11 protein-coding genes are annotated in these 16736 nt (G+C 67.4%); 9 read left to right on the plus strand and 2 right to left on the minus strand.

What is annotated here, in order from left to right; all coding sequences use genetic code 11:
• Positions 1–6: 6 nt before the first annotated feature.
• Positions 7–2286, minus strand: a complete 2280-nt coding sequence (locus tag LK996_RS10285; protein ID WP_230527089.1) for a TonB-dependent receptor — start codon at positions 2284–2286, stop codon at positions 7–9.
• 169 nt (positions 2287–2455) lie between these two features.
• Here LK996_RS10285 and LK996_RS10290 point away from each other — a divergent pair, with 169 nt between their 5' ends.
• Positions 2456–3859: a GntP family permease gene (locus LK996_RS10290; RefSeq protein WP_230527090.1), complete on the plus strand. Its 1404-nt coding sequence runs from the start codon at positions 2456–2458 to the stop codon at positions 3857–3859.
• A 68-nt stretch (positions 3860–3927) separates the two neighbouring features.
• Here the strand turns inward: LK996_RS10290 and LK996_RS10295 are convergent, their stop codons facing one another.
• Positions 3928–6162: a S8 family serine peptidase gene (locus LK996_RS10295; protein WP_230527091.1), complete on the minus strand. Its 2235-nt coding sequence runs from the start codon at positions 6160–6162 to the stop codon at positions 3928–3930.
• Positions 6163–6464: 302 nt separating this feature from the next.
• Here LK996_RS10295 and LK996_RS10300 point away from each other — a divergent pair, with 302 nt between their 5' ends.
• The 8 genes from LK996_RS10300 to LK996_RS10335 all read left to right on the plus strand — a co-directional run bounded on the left by LK996_RS10300 (position 6465) and on the right by LK996_RS10335 (position 16730).
• Positions 6465–8873, plus strand: coding sequence for a DEAD/DEAH box helicase (locus tag LK996_RS10300; RefSeq protein ID WP_230527092.1), 2409 nt, complete (start codon positions 6465–6467; stop codon positions 8871–8873).
• Entirely contained in the window at positions 8870–9739 is an 870-nt protein-coding gene (locus LK996_RS10305) for a ribonuclease H-like domain-containing protein (RefSeq protein WP_230527093.1), read from the plus strand. Before LK996_RS10300 ends, LK996_RS10305 begins: the two co-directional genes overlap by 4 nt.
• A gap of 202 nt (positions 9740–9941) precedes the next feature.
• Positions 9942–11303 carry a hypothetical protein gene (locus tag LK996_RS10310; protein ID WP_230527094.1) on the plus strand — a complete coding sequence of 454 codons (1362 nt, stop codon included), beginning with the start codon at positions 9942–9944 and terminating at the stop codon, positions 11301–11303.
• Positions 11304–11394: 91 nt separating this feature from the next.
• The gene (locus LK996_RS10315) at positions 11395–12672 is read left to right on the plus strand and encodes a hypothetical protein (protein WP_230527095.1); all 1278 of its coding nucleotides are present in this window, start codon (positions 11395–11397) and stop codon (positions 12670–12672) included.
• Positions 12669–13757: a DNA polymerase IV gene (dinB, locus tag LK996_RS10320; RefSeq protein WP_343225875.1), complete on the plus strand. Its 1089-nt coding sequence runs from the start codon at positions 12669–12671 to the stop codon at positions 13755–13757. The genes LK996_RS10315 and dinB overlap by 4 nt, the downstream gene beginning before the upstream one ends.
• 35 nt (positions 13758–13792) lie before the next feature.
• The gene (locus tag LK996_RS10325; RefSeq protein WP_343225876.1) at positions 13793–14536 is read left to right on the plus strand and encodes an endonuclease/exonuclease/phosphatase family protein; all 744 of its coding nucleotides are present in this window, start codon (positions 13793–13795) and stop codon (positions 14534–14536) included.
• Positions 14533–15759, plus strand: coding sequence for a cardiolipin synthase ClsB (gene clsB / locus LK996_RS10330; RefSeq protein WP_230527096.1), 1227 nt, complete (start codon positions 14533–14535; stop codon positions 15757–15759). The genes LK996_RS10325 and clsB overlap by 4 nt, the downstream gene beginning before the upstream one ends.
• Positions 15756–16730 carry a lysylphosphatidylglycerol synthase transmembrane domain-containing protein gene (locus LK996_RS10335; protein WP_230527097.1) on the plus strand — a complete coding sequence of 325 codons (975 nt, stop codon included), beginning with the start codon at positions 15756–15758 and terminating at the stop codon, positions 16728–16730. The genes clsB and LK996_RS10335 overlap by 4 nt, the downstream gene beginning before the upstream one ends.
• Positions 16731–16736: the final 6 nt, after the last annotated feature.

Raw genomic sequence — 16736 nt, forward strand, 5'->3', positions numbered from 1 at the left:
TACGACTTAAAAATCGTACTTCAGCGTCAGCTGGTACTGCCTCGGATTCCCATAGAACCCCGTCCTCACGCCTAGCGCCGGAATCACGTACCCCGTCGTCAGGAACTCCTTGTCCGTCAGGTTCGTGCCCTGCAGCGACAGCGACCAGTGATCGTCGAAGCGCCAGGCCACGCCCGCGTTCAGCAGGCCGTAGCCGTCCTGCGTGATCGGGTTGGTGACCACGCCGGTGACCGGATCGCGCGTCACTTCGGTCGTGGCGGTGACTTCCGACTGGTACGAGTAGGTCATGCGCGCCGACAGCTCGCCCATGTCGCCGACCGGCGTGCGGTATTCCAGGTTCACCGCGCCGCTGAAGTCCGGCGCGTTGGTGAACTCCTGCTGGTCGGCGATGTTGAAGCCCTTGAACATGTACTCGTCGAACTGCGCGTCCAGCCACGCCAGGTTGCCCGACAGCGTGAAGTGGTCGCTCGCCAGCCACTGGTACTCGAACTCCAGGCCCTGCACCGTGCCGGCGCCGGCGTTCGTGAAGTCGCCGAAGAACGCCGGCTGGCCGTTGGGCAGCGTGTAGCCGGTGAACACCGACAACTGGATGTCCTTGTAGTCGTTGTAGAAGTACGCGGCGTTGAGGAACAGCGTCTGGTCGAGCAGGCCCATCTTGCTGCCGATTTCGTACGAATCGACCTGCTCGTCCTGGAACGGCTCGGCCGAACGCGGCACCGCGGTCGACTGCGCGCGGATGTTGTAGCCGCCCGACTTGAAGCCGCGCGTGGCCAGCGCATAGACCATCAGGTCATCGTTGACCTGGTAGTCCAGCGAGATCTTCGGCGAGGTGTTCTTGAATCGGATCGACTTGTCGAAGCCCGCCGCGACCGGCGTGGTGAGGCCCGCGCAGTTGGCGATCGTGGTGAAGGTGTCGTTCGAGTAGCAGCGGTTCGCGACCACGGCGTGCTTGGTTTCGTCGGTGTAGCGCGCGCCGATGTCGAGCTTCAACTGCGAGGTCAGGTCGAACGTCCAGTCGGCGTACACCGCGGTGCTCTGCGTGTAGACCGTGCCCTGCGTGTCGCCGAACGAAAGGTTGAAGAAGTTGTTGAGCACCTGGCCGCCGGCGGAGCCGTCGAACGCATAGATGCCCATCACGCCGCGCGCGCGACCGCCCGCGTCGTAGTTCGCCTGCAGTTCGTTGGTCGTCTGCTCGTCGCTGTAGAACGCCTTCACGTCCGCGACCTTGGCCTGCAGCGTGTCGAAGTCGATGTTGGTCTCGGTGTCCGACTCGCGCTTGGCCCAGACGTACTTGAAGGTCAGGTCTTCGCTGAAACGATAGTTGGCCGTCGCCGACACGCCGAGCATCTCGGTGTCGTTGATGTTCGGCATGCCGTTGCGCACGTCGAAGCGGTTGTCGACCAGCGGGGCGTTCTCCGGCGCGAGCGGGTTCGGCGCGAAGAGGCTGGGCGCGAACGGGTTCGGCGCGAGCATCTGCGCGGCGCGCACGCCGGAGGTGTCGTCGACGTGGTCGAGGTTGAACTGCAGGTCGAATTCGTCGGTGACGTAGGCGCCGAGCGAGAAACGGAACGCGGTGATGTCCTTGTCGCTGACGTCCTCGCCCGTCACCAGGTTCTCGCCGAAGCCGTCGCGGTGCATGTCGGCCACGGCCACGCGCGCGCGCAGCGCATCGTTGCCGCCGAGCCCGCCGCCGATGCCGGCCTTGAAGTCGCGCTGCCCGTAGTTGCCGATGGCGACCGAGCCGAAGCCCTGCACGTCCGGCGTCAGCGCACGGCTGACGTACTTGATCGCGCCGCCGATGGTGTTCTTGCCGTACAGCGTGCCCTGCGGGCCGCGCAGCACTTCGATGCGGTCGACGTCGAACACGTCGAGCAACCCGCCCTGCGGACGTGCGATGTACACGTCGTCCATGTAGATGCCCACGCCCGGGTCCACGCCCCACAGCGGATCGGACTGGCCGACGCCGCGGATGTAGGCGGTGATCGTGCTGCTGGAACCGCGCGCGGCGTAGACGGTGAGGTTCGGAACCTGCGCGTCGAGGTCGCCGAGGTCTTCGATCTGCAGCTTGTCGAGCGACTCGGCGGTGAAGGCGGTCACGGCGACCGGCACTTCCTGCAGCGTTTCCTCGCGCTTGCGCGCGGTGACGGTGACCGTGTCCAGCGTCGCCTTCCTTGCGGCCGGCGTCGTTGCTTGCGCCGGCTCCGCGGCAGGCTGTGCATCCTGCGCCCAGGCGATCGTCGGCAGCATCGCGCACGCAATGGCCAGGCTCAGTGTCTTGCGCTTCATCGTTCCCCTCTCCCCATCGAAGCAGGCGCGGCAGGTCGCCGCGGATCGGGGACCAAGGCTATTGCGGTGCGCGAACCGGCGGCATCGTACCTTCGGACAGTGGGCCGGCCCACCCGCGACGGAGAACACTGCGCGCCGATGGGCCGTCCTTCGCGGCCGGGGAAATCGCATGGCGTTCCTGATCGTGCTGGCCGCGCTGGTGTTCCTGATGGTGGTCGCTTATCGCGGGCACAGCGTGATCCTGTTCGCGCCGATCGCCGCGCTCGGCGCGGTGCTGCTCACCGATCCGTCGTTGGTCGCGCCGATGTTCACCGGCTTGTTCATGGACAAGATGGTGGGGTTCCTCAAGCTTTACTTCCCGGTGTTCCTGCTGGGCGCGGTGTTCGGGAAGCTGATCGAACTCTCCGGGTTTTCGCGCGCGATCGTGTCGGCGGCGATCCGGGTCGTCGGTGCGAAGCGCGCGATCCTGTCGATCGTGCTGGTGTGTGCGTTGCTCACGTATGGCGGCGTGTCGCTGTTCGTCGTCGTGTTCGCGGTGTACCCGTTCGCCGCGGAGTTGTTCCGCCAGGCCGACATTCCCAAGCGCCTGATCCCCGGCACGATCGCGCTCGGTGCGTTCACCTTCACGATGGACGCGCTGCCGGGCACGCCGCAGATCCAGAACATCATTCCGTCGGCGTTCTTCGGCACCAACGGATGGGCGGCGCCGTGGCTCGGGACGATCGGGGCGGTGGCGATCCTCACGGCGGGGCTGGCGTATCTCGAATGGCGCCGGCGCGCGGCCGCACGTGCGGGTGAAGGCTATGGCGATCCTTCGAAGTTGGTGAACGAGCCCGCGGCGTTCACCGGCGACAAGCTGGCCAATCCGGTGGTCGCGTTGTTGCCGCTGGTGCTGGTGGGCGTCGTCAACAAGTTGCTGACCAGCGCGATTCCCCGCTGGTACGGCGAGTCGCATTCGTTCGTGCCCGGCGTGATCGGCGACCCCGCGCCCGTCGTGCAGGAAGTGGCGAAGGTCACCGCGATCTGGGCGGTCCAGGGCGCGCTGCTCGCGGGCATCCTCGCTGTGATGGTGCTGGCGTGGCGACCGGTGATCACGCAGTTCGCGGAAGGCACGAAGACCGCGATCGGCGGGGCGTTGCTCGCATCGATGAACACGGCGTCGGAGTATGGCTTCGGCGCGGTGATCGCGGCGCTGCCGGGGTTCCTCGTCGTCGCCGATGCGTTGCGCGCGATCCCCGACCCGCTGGTCAACCAGGCGGTGACGGTGACGGCGCTTGCCGGCATCACCGGCTCGGCGTCGGGCGGCATGAGCATCGCCCTCGCGGCGATGGCCGACACCTTCATCGCCAACGCGCAGGCCGCCAACATCCCGATGGAAGTGTTGCACCGCGTCGCCGCGATGGCCTCCGGCGGCATGGACACCCTGCCCCACAACGGCGCCGTCATCACGCTGCTCGCGGTGACCGGCCTGACGCACCGTCAGTCGTACAAGGACATCTTTGCGATCACGGTGATCAAGACGTTGGCGGTGTTCGTGGTGATCGGGGCGTTCTACCTCTTCGGCGTCGTGTGAAAAACAGAAACAGGGGTCAGAGCACTATTTCGTTTCGAAATAGTGCTCCGACCCCGCGCCGGCGCTTGTTACGGCAGCTTGAACTTGAAGCGCTGTCTCGGCGCCTGGTCGCAAACGAGGTTGTACGCGTAACCGTCGTTGTCGGTCGACATGCACAGCGAAGGGACGTGGCGATTGCGGATCCGGCCTTCAGCGTCGATCGACCAGCGCTGCGTCGCGTCGAGGGTGCACCACGCCGTCAGGATCAACGTGCCCGCCGCGGTCTGGCTGTTCCATGGACCGAGGCAGAGTCGCTGGTCGTCGGCGACGTGCAGGCGATCTTCCTTGTAGACGAAGCGTTGCCCGACGGGCGTGGTGCATTCCTGTTCGCGAAGGGGAATGGAGAGATCGCCGATGGCATCGAGCCCCATGCAGCGCGTCCCCATCACGATGGGGACCTGCATGCCCTGGCGGGGAATGCCGTTGGCGTCGACGGCCGAAACCTCGTGCAGCTCGAAGTAATCCCAGGTACCGCGCGCGTCGCCGAACCGCTGCTCCCATCCGCCGGGCTTCAGCAGGTAGGCGAACGATGGCCGCACGGTCTTGAGCCCCGTATGCGTGTGCGTCAGCCCGAAGCTCGTTTGCTTGCTCGGCTTGTCGAGGAACCAGAGCGCCTGGCCATTCGCCACCAGGGCCTCCCTGGTCGGGAATCCGCACCACGTCTTGTCGGCATGGACGGGCCATGAGAACAACTCGGCCTGTTCGGCGTAGCCGTTGCTCCCTCGGATCAGGCACTTCTGGTTCACCGCGCTGCGGATGACGTAGGCCGTCATCCCGACGCCGGTCTCGATCGGCGTGAAATGCCAGACGGCCTGTTTGTTCGCCATGAGCGTGGCCGCATCGCCCAGGCCGCAGTTGTTCGCCGCGTAGGTCGTGTTCCACCAACGGTCGAAGCTGGGGACCGTGTCGTTGCCCTCGTTGCCGACCATCAGGCACTTTTTGTCGACCGAATGGATGACGTACGCCCCGTTCAAGGTCTCGTACGTTTCGTGCATCGCATACGAGACCGCGGCCGTCGCGTCGAGGATGCCGGCCCCGATGGGCTTGTCGGGCGTCGATGGAAACGGCCGGGCGCTTTCCTTCAGCAGCGTTTCGATGCGCGCCGGCGTCAGCGTCTTCGATGCGGCGGACTGCATCATCGCCGCCACCGCCGACACCATCGGGGCCGAGAACGATGTGCCCTGGAGATCTTCATAGGTTCTGTCGTCGGCGGACGGCCAGACGATCTGGCCCGGCGCGGCGAGATCGACCGTCGGGCCGAAGTTGGAAAAGTAACTGCGCCGCCCCTGCGCGTCGACCGCGCCCACCGAGAGCACGTTCCTGCAGTTCCCGGGGCCGATGCGGTCCGCGGAGATCGATTCGTTGCCCGCGGAGATCACGACGACGGCGCCCTTCGTGTTCGCGTGGTCGATGGCCTCCTGCACGGCGACGGGACACTCGTACTCGCCGCCCCGGCTGATGTTGATGACTTCGGCGGGATTGGCGTTGATCGGTGCATTGCCGATCTCTTGGCCGACGGCCCACCGGATCGCACTGACCTTGTCCGATGCGTAACTCCCATGGGCGCACCCCGGCGCCACCTGGATCGGCACGATTCTCGTGTCCGGCGCCACGCTTGCGACGCCGCGTGCGTTGTTGGTCACTGCCGCGATCGTGCCCGCGACGTAGGTGGCATGGGTGCCGGCGCATTCCTTGACGGTCGGATCCGCATCGAGGTTGACGAAGTCGTAGCCCGGCAACAACGCGGCGTCGAGGTCCGGATGCGGCGTGATCCCCGAATCGATGATCGCCACGACGACGCCTGCCCCGCGCGTCATGGACCATGCGCGATCGCCGCGCATGCCTTGCGCGCCGAACAGGTGCTCCTGCTGCGGGTAGTACCGATCGTTCGGTTGCGCTTTCGGGTACGCGACGACGTCGACCTGCACGAACCTGACCTGCGGATCGGCCGCGATCTTCTGCATCCATTGCTCCGCGGCGAACGGGGTCAGCGCTGTGCTGCTGGTGACCACGTAGCCACCGGGCGCCATCTCGCGCAGCACGGTCGGCGCGGCGGTCGATGGATTGCCGGGGACGATGACATCCGACTGGAGCGTGGCGGGCGCGCTCGCGAGCGCCGCGGCCAGGCGTTGCTGCGCGACGGCGGGCGTCGTGACCCCGGCTCCGTCCTTGTATTGCACGATGAAACGCTGGTGGGTCGGCGCCGATTCCAGGCCGCTGGTGTGGACGACGGGCGTCTGTGCGTAAGTGCCGCCGGCCAACATTGCGCACGCGCCGGCCAGCGTGCGAAGCGGCTTCCAACGGCCGCGTGTGTCTATCGTCATCTGCGTGCATCTCGCTCATCGGAAAGGAGCGCGCACTGTCGATCGAGGATCGTGGATCGACATCGCCGCGACGCCTGTTTTCCGCACAGATCGCTCTCGACATCGCGCAACCGGTTTCCGCGCGATCTAAACAGGGGTCAGAGCACTATTTCGAACGAAATAGTGCTCTGACCCCTGTTTTGCTTCTCAACTCCTGAGACGTCGCGCACCTACAACATCGCCCGTCACAGGGAGACGCCGCGATGTCCGCACTCACGTTGTTCGAACACCCGGCGCCGCCTGCGCCGCAATTGCGCGATGGCGGGTTGCTCGCCACGCGACTCGCGGGGAAGCACGCGGCGCTGATCACGGGGCACTTCGTGTTGCCCGGGCGCGAGGGGCGTTACGCCGAGTTGCCCGACACGCTGCCGCCGGCACTCGCGAAGGCCTTGCAGACCCGCGGCGTCACGCAGTTGTATGCGCACCAGCGCGAAGCGTGGGACGCGGCGCAGCGCGGCGAACACCTCGTCGTCGCCACGCCCACGGCGTCCGGCAAGTCGCTGTGCTACACGCTGCCGGTCGTCGCCGCGGCGATGACGAAGCAGGCCAAGGCGCTCTACCTGTTCCCGACCAAGGCGCTCGCGCAGGACCAGGTCGCCGAGTTGATCGAACTCAATCGCGCGGGCGATCTCGGGCTGCGCACCGCGACCTTCGACGGCGACACGCCGGGCGACCAGCGCCAGGCGATCCGGCTCAACGGCGACATCGTCGTCAGCAATCCCGACATGCTCCACCAGGGGATCCTGCCGCACCACACGAAGTGGGCGCAGTTCTTCGAAGGCCTGCAGTTCGTGGTGATCGACGAGATCCACAGCTATCGCGGCGTGTTCGGTTCGCACCTGGCCAACGTGTTGCGCCGCCTGCGCCGCGTGTGCGCGTTCTACGGCGCGAACCCACAGTTCATCCTGTGCTCGGCGACCATCGGCAATCCGAAAGACCACGCCGAGGCGCTGCTCGAAGGCGACGTCACCGCGATCACCGATTCCGGCGCGCCGACCGGCGACAAGCATGTGCTGCTGTGGAATCCGCCGGTGGTCAATCCCGACCTCGGCCTGCGCGCGTCGGCGCGTTCGCAGAGCAACAAGATCGCGCGCACGGCGATCCGCGCGGGGCTCAAGACGCTGGTGTTCGCGCAATCGCGCACGATGGTCGAGGTGCTGACGAAGTATCTCAAGGATGTGTTCGACCACGACCCCCGCAAGCCCGCCCGCATCCGCGCGTATCGCGGCGGTTACCTGCCGACCGAACGCCGCGACGCCGAGAAGGCGATGCGCGAAGGCCGCATCGACGGCATCGTGTCGACCTCCGCGCTGGAACTCGGCGTCGACATCGGCAGCCTCGACGTGGTGGTGCTCAACGGCTATCCGGGATCGGTCGCGGCGACGTGGCAGCGGTTCGGGCGCGCGGGAAGGCGCCAGCAGGCGTCGGTCGGCGTGATGGTCGCGAGTTCCGATCCGCTCGACCAGTACGTCGTGCGCCATCCCGAGTTCTTTTCCAACGCCACGCCCGAGCAGGCGCGCATCGCGCCGGATCAGCCGGTCATCCTGCTCGATCACATCCGCTGCGCGGCATTCGAGTTGCCGTTCCTCGAAGGCGAACGCTTCGGCCCCGTCGATCCGACGGTCTATCTCGAACTGCTCGCGCAGGACGGCGTCGTGCACGCCGAAGGCGGCCGCTGGGAATGGATCGCCGACAGTTATCCCGCGAATGCGGTGAGCCTGCGCTCGGTGGCCGACGGCAACTTCGTTGTCGTCGATCGCACCGACGGACGCCAGGTGATCATCGCCGAGGTCGACTACTCGTCCGCGCCGCTGATGCTCTACGAGGGCGCGATCCACATGGTGCAGTCCACGCCCTACCAGGTCGAACGCCTCGACTGGGAAGGTCGCAAGGCTTACGTCACGCGCACGCACGTGGATTACTACACCGACGCGATCGACTACACGAAGCTCAAGGTGCTCGAGCGCTTCGACGGCTGCATCGCGGGCGCGGGCACGTCGCACCACGGCGAAGTCCACGTCGTGCGCCGCGTCGCCGGCTACAAGAAGATCCGTTACTACACGCACGAGAACATCGGCTACGGGCCGGTCACCCTGCCCGACCAGGAGATGCACACCAGCGCACTGTGGTGGCAGCTGCCGCAGGAGACGCTGGATGCGCGCTTCGCGTCGCGGCAGGACGCGCTCGATGGCTTCCTCGGCGCGGCGTATGCGCTGCACGTCGTCGCGAAGGTCGCGGTGATGGCGGACGCGGCGGACCTGCAGAAGGCGGTCGGCAGCGGCGACGGCGCGTGGTTCGCCACTGCCGACGGGCGCGGTCGTGGGCAGTTGCGTTCGACGGACGGCAGCGCAAGCGATCCCGACGTGCACGACCGCTTCGTGCCGACGGTCTATCTCTACGACAACTATCCGGGCGGCGTCGGCCAGAGCGAGCCGTTGTGGCGCCGGCAGCACGAGCTCGTGTTGCGCGCGCGTGAACTGATCGAACGCTGCGACTGCAAGGCCGGCTGCCCCGCGTGCGTCGGGCCGGTGCTCGAAATGCAGGAGGACACCGTCGACGCGCCGCGCGCGCTCGCGCTGCGCGTGCTCGCAGCGCTGGAGACGTCGGCATGAGCCTCACGCTCGACAAGTTGCAGAAACTCAAGCGCCAAGCCGGTGGCGATATCGCAGCACGCGAGCCGGCACTAACGCGCGTCTCCCCTCCCCCGGCCCCACCCCGCGATCCGGGGAGGGGAGCGCTCGCGTCGATCGAACAGTTGCGCCAACTCCTGCGCGTCCGCGCACCGACACCGCCGACCGTGCGCCCCGACGTCGACAGATCACTCCCCGGCATCGAAATCGCCGACGGACTACACCTCCGCGAAGCCACGCTCCCCGACGACGCCATCCCCGAAACGTTCTGCGGCGCCTTCGACCGCAAGGACGGGCTCGACCCGTCGCGCATGCTGTTCTTCGACACCGAAACCACGGGCCTCGCCGGCGGCACCGGCACGCGCGCCTTCATGATCGGCGCGGCCGACTGGCACGACGGCGCGCTGCGCATCCGCCAACTCACGATGCGCACGATGGCGGCCGAGCACGCGATGCTCGACGTTTTCCGCACGTGGGTCGCGCCCGACACGGTGCTCGTGAGCTACAACGGCAAGTGTTACGACGCGCCGTTGCTCGCCACGCGCTATCGCCTCGCGCGCAAGGTCAATCCGCTCGCGGGCCTCGCGCACGTCGACCTGCTCTACCCCACGCGTCGCCGGTATCGCGGCGTGTACGAGAACTGCAGGCTCGCCACGATCGAACGCCAGGTGTTGCGCATCGTGCGCGAAGACGACCTGCCCGGTTCCGAAGCGCCCGCCGCGTGGTTGTCGTACCTGCGCGGAGGCAGCGCGCAGACATTGCGCCGCGTGCTCGCGCACAACCACCAGGACGTGATTTCGCTTTCACGCTTGCTGCGTCATCTGAGCGTCGCCGGCGCATACGGATGAGCCTGGATGCGCGCCGCGGAAAATCTTTCCCCGGATTCGCGCATTCACGTTCGGTGTCACTCCAACGGGTGTCCTGCGAGTTTCCGCGGCGGCGTTCGATTGGCTGCGGCTTCAAATCGATGCGGTAGTCCATGGGGTGATGGACGAGGCGGAGGTCGCAACAACGACCAACGTTCACGGACGATCACTCTAGGGGCACCACATGAAACCTCTCCCGCGTCTCCGCAGCGGCGCGTCAGCCCTGCTGCTCACCCTCTGCCTGGGCGGCGTCGCCTTCGCCGCGCCCATCAGCGGCGCGATCTTCACCTCCGACATCGACGGCACCGTCAACGTCAACCACTACGCCGCCAAGGCCGACGTCTACCTCAATGGCGGGCCGACCAACGACAACTGCGATGCCGCGGCCGTCGACGACGGTGTGTACGTGTTCCAGATCACCAACCCGTCGGGCACCGTGCTGCTCAGCGAAGACGACATCAGCCAGCGCGAGTTCACCGTCAGCGGCGGCGTGATCGTCTCCGCGAACAACCACGCGGTGACGCCCGCCGATTGCGGCGGCGTGCGCGTGCAGATGATCCCCTTCGCCGACACGCCCAACAACGGCGGCGTCTACAAGGCCTGGATCACGCGCAAGTCCGATTACATCGCCAACGGCAACACGTTCCGCAACAGCGACACCAAGACCGACAACTTCCACGTCCTGGTGCCGACCGCGCCGGAACTCTCCGCGTTGAACGTCTACAAGTTCTACGACGCCAACGCCAACGGCGAATGGGATGCCGACGAAGTGCCGTTGTTCGGCTGGCTGATGACCGCGGCCAACGGCTTCGGCTTCGCGGCGCAGCAACTCACGCAGTCGCCCGACGGCCTGACCCGCTTCGACAACCTGTCCTCGCTCGAGAACCCGTACGCGGTGCAGGAAGGCACGGCGGGCGGCACGTGGCACCAGTCCGCGTTGATCATCGACGGCGCGCCGCAGGCCGTGGCCAACCCGGCCACCGGCATCAACCTCGTCGCGGGCGAAACCACCGAGGTGATCTTCGGCAACTACTGCGAGTGCAAGGCCGGCGGCAAGCCGAAGTCCTGGTGGGTCACCGCGAGCGGCCAGACCAAGGTCAACGACGGCAGCACGATGAACCCCGAGTTCAACGCGCTCAACCAGTTGAACCTGCGTTCGTCGAGTGGCAGCGGGTGGAACCTCAACACGACGACCACTTCGCAGGCGACCAACTGGAACCTGTTCCTGACCTGGGTCAACAACACCAGCACGAACAACATGGCCTACGCGTTGTCGCGCAGCGCCGCCATCCTGCGCCTCAACATCGACGCCGGATACGTGGTCGGCACCAACCTGCACCACGGGTCGGGCATGACGATCAGCGCGCTGCTGTCCGCGGCCAACACGACCCTGGGCGCAGACGGCAGCACGCCCCTGGGCGACGAGCCGAACCGCGCGACGCAGGAACAGCTGCGCACGTGGATCGACGAGATCAACAACAACACGGTCATGGTGATCATGCCGAAGCCGTGCAAGTTCGCGTTCTACCTGCCGCCGCCGGGTTGATCGGCCACCACGCAGCGTGCTCCGCATGGACGGCCCCGGATTCCGGGGCCGTCCTGTTTCGGCTGGCGACGTTATGCGGCATCCTCCGCGGATGACCGACGACACCTCGCAGTTGCCGCGCCACACGACGCCCACCTGGGAGGTCGAACTGCTCATTTCCGGTGTCGCGGTGTTCGCGATGCTGCAGTTGCCGGAACTGCTCGACCGCACGATCCTCGAATGGCAGCCGCGCCTGGTCGAACGCTGGTCGGACCTGCTGTGGGTCGTCTACATCTACGCCAAGAGCGCCGCGCTGATCCTTGCGGGCACGTTCGTCATCCACCTGCTGTTGCGCGCGCGGTGGATCGCGCTGGTCGGCATGCTGTCGATCTATCCGAAGGGCGTGGACTGGGATTCGCTGCGCCTCGGGCCGCTCGCACGCGACGTCGAGTCGAAACGCCTGGGCCGGATGGAGGATGCGATCGACCGCGCCGACAACCGGGCGACGATGGTGTTCGCGCTCGGCGTGGTGATGGCGTCGATCCTGATGGCGGTGACGCTGGTGGCGGGCACGTACATCGTGCTGGCGTGGTTCCTCGAATCGCGCATGGGGCTGGCGCCCGACACGCGCTGGGTCGGCTGGGTGTTGATCGTGGCCACCGTTCCCTACCTCGCCGCCTACGCCATCGATCGCCGCTTCGGTGCGCGCATGACGCCCGGCGCCATCGGCACGCGCATCGTGCGCGGCGTGCTCTGGTTCTACTCGCGCATCGGCTTCGGCATGGCGAACAATCCGGCGCTGGCGCTGCTGTCCAGTCATCGCGGGCAGAAGTGGACGGTGTTCCTGCTGTCGGCGGTGTTCACCGTGGCTTCGTTCACCGCGGCGATGACGTACTACATCGCGCAGCAGCCCGACGCCTACGGAAGCTACGACAGCTTCCCCGACAGCGACGATCTGCCCTCGCGCTCGATCGATCCGGCGAACTACGACGATCGCCGCGACCCGGTCCGCAGCCGCGTCGCGCCCTACGTGCAATCGGCGGTGATCATCGGGCCATTCGCGCAACTCGTCATCCCCTGGACGCCCGACCGCGACGGCCCCGCGATGGACGCACGCTGCGGGATGTTGCCGGCGAACGAGCAGCTCGGCTGCTACGCCGAGCACGTGCGCCCCGTGACGCTCGACGGCAAGCCGATCGCCGCGGTGTTCGACATCGGCGACGACGCGCGCACCAACCGCCCCGCGCTCGTGGCGATGATCGACGTGCGCGAACTCGCGCGCGGCCGCCACATCCTCGGCGTGACGCTGCCGCCGCAAGTGCCCGCCCCACGCAAGGACGACGACGGGGAAGAGGACCCTCCCGCGGACTACATCCCCTTCTGGCGGTGAGCGAGAGTCCGCGCAAGATCCTGCACGTCGACATGGATGCGTTCTACGCATCGGTCGAGCAACGCGACGACCCGGCGTTGCGCGGCCGCCCGGTGGTGGTCGCATGGCGCGGCGCGCGATCGGTGGTGTGCGCGGCGAGTTACGAAGCGCGCAAGTTCGGCGTGCGCTCGGCGATGCCCGCATTGCGCGCCGAACGCCTGTGCCCGCACGCGGTGTTCGTGCCGCCCGACTTCGTGCGTTACAAGGCGGTGTCGAAACAGGTGCGCGAAATCTTCGCGCGGCACACCGACCTGATCGAACCGCTCTCGCTCGACGAGGCCTACCTCGACGTCACGCGCACGTTCACGCACCTGCCGACCGCGACGGCGACCGCGGAAGCGATCCGCGCGGCAATCCGCGAAGAAACCGACCTCACCGCGTCCGCCGGCGTCGCGCCCAACAAGTTCCTCGCGAAGATCGCGTCCGACTGGCGCAAGCCCGACGGGATCTTCGTCATCCGGCCGCACCAGGTCGAAGCCTTCCTCGCCCCACTCCCCGTCGGTCGCCTGCCCGGCGTGGGCAAGGTGATGGAGGCGAAGCTTGCAGAACTCGGCGTGTCGACCGTCGGCGACCTGCGCACGCTGGGCCTTTCGGCGCTCGAACAACGCTTCGGTCGCTGGGGCCGTCGCCTGCACGAACTCGCGCACGGCATCGACGAGCATCCCGTGGTCTCCGAGCGTCCGACGATGCAGATCAGCGCGGAGGACACGTTCGAACACGACCTGTTCCTCGCGGAGATCGAGCCGCACATCCGTCGCCTCGCCGAGAAGGCGTGGCAAGGCTACGAACGCGAACGCGCGGCGCCGCACGGCCGCATCGCGCGCACCGTCGTGCTGAAGCTGAAGACCGACGACTTCCGCATCCTCACCCGCAGCCTCACGCCGCCCGAACCCCCGGCGTCGCTCGAGGCCCTGGCCGACATCGCCTGTGCGTTGCGCGAGCGCGTCGAACTCCCGTCGCGCACGCGCTATCGCCTCGTCGGCGTGGGCCTGTCGGGATTCGTCGACGCCGATCGCCTCGCCGCGCAGAGCGATCTGTTCGGCTGACGCCCCCTTCACGCCCGCCACGGTCCGATCCGAAGGTGCCGGCCGCCACCGTCCTCACCCTCAACTGCCACATGGGCTTCGACTTGCTCAAGCGCCGCCTCGTGCTGCACGAGTTGCGCGAGGCGGTGCGCAGCGTGTCGGCCGACGTGGTCTTTCTTCAGGAAGTGATGGGCGAGAACGCATTGCACAAGCAAAAACACGCGCAGTGGCCCGACGTGCCGCAGTACGAGTTCCTCGCCGATTCGCTGTGGTCGCATGCGGCCTACGGACGCAACGCGGTGTATCCGCACGGACACCACGGCAATGCGCTGCTGTCGAAGTTCGCGATCAAGTCGCATCGCAACTGCGACGTGTCGATCCACGGCCATGAAGAACGCGGGCTGCTGCATTGCCAGCTCGTCGCCGGCGACGGACCGCATCCGCTGCACGCGATCTGCGTCCATCTCGGCTTGCGCGAATCGCATCGGCGCGAACAACTGCGCCTGCTGGGCGAAGTGCTGGAGGAAACGGTCCCGCGCGATGCGCCGCTGATCGTGGCCGGCGACTTCAACGACTGGCGCAGCCGCGGCCACGCGATCGTCGCGGGTTTCGGATTGCGCGAAGTCTTCGTCGAAGCGCACGGCCGCCTTGCGCGCACCTTCCCCGTGCGCTGGCCCGTGTTGCCCGTCGATCGCATCTACGTGCGCAACGTGCAGGTCACGGAACCGCGCGTGTTGAATGCGAAGCCTTGGACGCACCTGTCGGACCACGCGCCGCTCGTCGCGCAGGTGGCGTGGTGAGCCTGCGCTGGCGCCGTCCGCGACCACCGGGGCCGTGGCGTCCCGGCAATCGCCTGCAGCTGCTGGAGAACGGCGAGCAGTTCTTCCCGCGTGCGTTCGCCGCGATCGCGGGCGCACGGAGCGAAGTGATCATCGAAACCTTCATCCTGTTCGAGGATCGCGTCGGCCGCGACCTGCAGCGCGCGCTGATCCAGGCGGCGAACCGCGGCGTGCGCGTCGAACTCACGGTCGACGGATACGGCTCGCCGACCTTCTCGCCCGAGTTCCTATCCGAGCTCGTCGGCGCCGGCGTGCGCGTGCACGTTTTCGACCCGCATCGCGGCGTGCTCGGCGTGCGCGTCAACGTGTTCCGTCGCCTGCATCGCAAGCTGCTGATCGTCGACGGCACGCGCGCGTTCATCGGCGGCATCAACTATTCGGTCGATCACTGCGCCGAGTCCGATCCGCAGGGCAAGCAGGACTACAGCGTCGAGATCGAAGGGCCGGTCGTCGGCGACCTGCTGAGCTTCGCGCGCGCCGCGCTCGCGGGCGACGGCACGGGCGAACGTTGGCGGCATCCGGCGGCCGAGCCGGAGCGCGAACGCGCGGGCGATGCGGAGGTGCTGTTCGAACTGCGCGACAACCGCGACCGCCGCACGTCGATCGAACGCGAGTATCGTCGCGCGATCCGCGAAGCGAAACGCGAGATCGTGATCGCCAACGCCTACTTCTTCCCCGGCTGGGGCCTGTTGCGGGAACTGCGGCGCGCCGCGCGGCGCGGCGTGAAGGTGACGTTGCTCGTCGCCGCCGAATCCGACACGCCGATCGCGCATCCGGCCACGCGCACGCTGTATCGGCACCTGTTGCGCGCGCACGTGGACATCGTCGAATACTGCGAGCGTCCCTTCCACGGCAAGGTCGCGCTGATCGACGAGGACTGGGCGACGATCGGGTCGAGCAACCTGGATCCGCTGAGCCTGTCGCTCAACCTGGAAGCGAACGTGTTCGTGCGCGACAAGGCGTTCGCCGCCATGTTGCGCGAAAGCCTCACGGCATTGCGCCAGCGGCAATGCCGCCAGGTCGATGCGAAGCAGCTGGGACGTCGCGGGTTCTGGTTCACGCTCACGCGGCCGTTGCTGTTCCATGTGTTGCGCCGCTTTCCGCGCTGGGCCGGCCTGCTGCCCGCGCATACGCCGCGGCTGTTGCGCGTGACTTCGCCCGTCGACGTCGAGCAGGCCACGTGACGCACCCGCGCCATCGCTGGTGGCGACGGGCGAAGCGCGCTGCGTTCGCGGTCTTCCTGTGCATCGCCGCGTACCTGATCGTGCGCGCGGCGCTGTCGATCGATTGGCAGGAAGTGCGCAAGGTCCTGGCCGACCTCAGTGCGTCGACGATCGCGATCGCCCTCGGCCTGACCGCGCTGAGCTACCTGCTGTACACGGGCTACGACGTCGCCGCGCGCACCTACGCCGGCCACCACGTGCCGACGCCGCGCGTGATGGCGATCAGCGCGATCGCGTATGCGTTCGCGCTCAACATCGGCGCGGCGGTGGGCGGCGCAGGATTCCGCCTGCGCATGTATGCGCGCGAAGGCGTGACGCTCGGACGCATCACGCGCGTGATCGGGTTCTGCGTCGCGACCAACTGGGTGGGCTACATGCTGATCGCGGGCGTATTGTTCGCGATCGGCACCGTCGTGCCGCCGCCCGACTTTCCGTTGCGCGCGTTCGGCCTCGGCAGCGGCGCGGCGCTGCGCGCGATCGGCGTGGTGTTGCTGGCTTGCGCGTTCGCCTATTTCGTCGCCTGCCACGTCACGCACGGCCGCGTGTACCACGTGCGCGGCCATCACTTCCGGTTCCCGACGCCGCGCCTGGCGCTGCTGCAGTTCGCGATGGCCGCGACGAACTGGACCCTGATCGGCCTCGTCTGCGCGCAATTCCTCCCCCAGGTGGGGGATGCGCAAGTCATCGCGACGGTGTTGCTCGCGTCCGTCGCGACCGCGCTCGCGCACGTGCCGGCGGGCATCGGCGTGCTGGAAGCCGTATTCATCGCGATGCTGGGCCATCGCGTGCCGCCCGCGCACCTCGTCGGCGCGCTCCTTGCATTCCGAGCGTGCTACTACCTGCTGCCGCTGCTGATCGCGGCCGCGGGCTACGCGTGGCTCGAACTCGCGTCGCGGCCGTCTTCGACATCCCCCTCCGTTGCGAAGCAGTAGGGTGTC

It is taken from the genome of Noviluteimonas lactosilytica, assembly GCF_020866925.1.
In the GTDB taxonomy this organism is placed as follows: Bacteria; Pseudomonadota; Gammaproteobacteria; order Xanthomonadales; family Xanthomonadaceae; genus Noviluteimonas; species Noviluteimonas lactosilytica.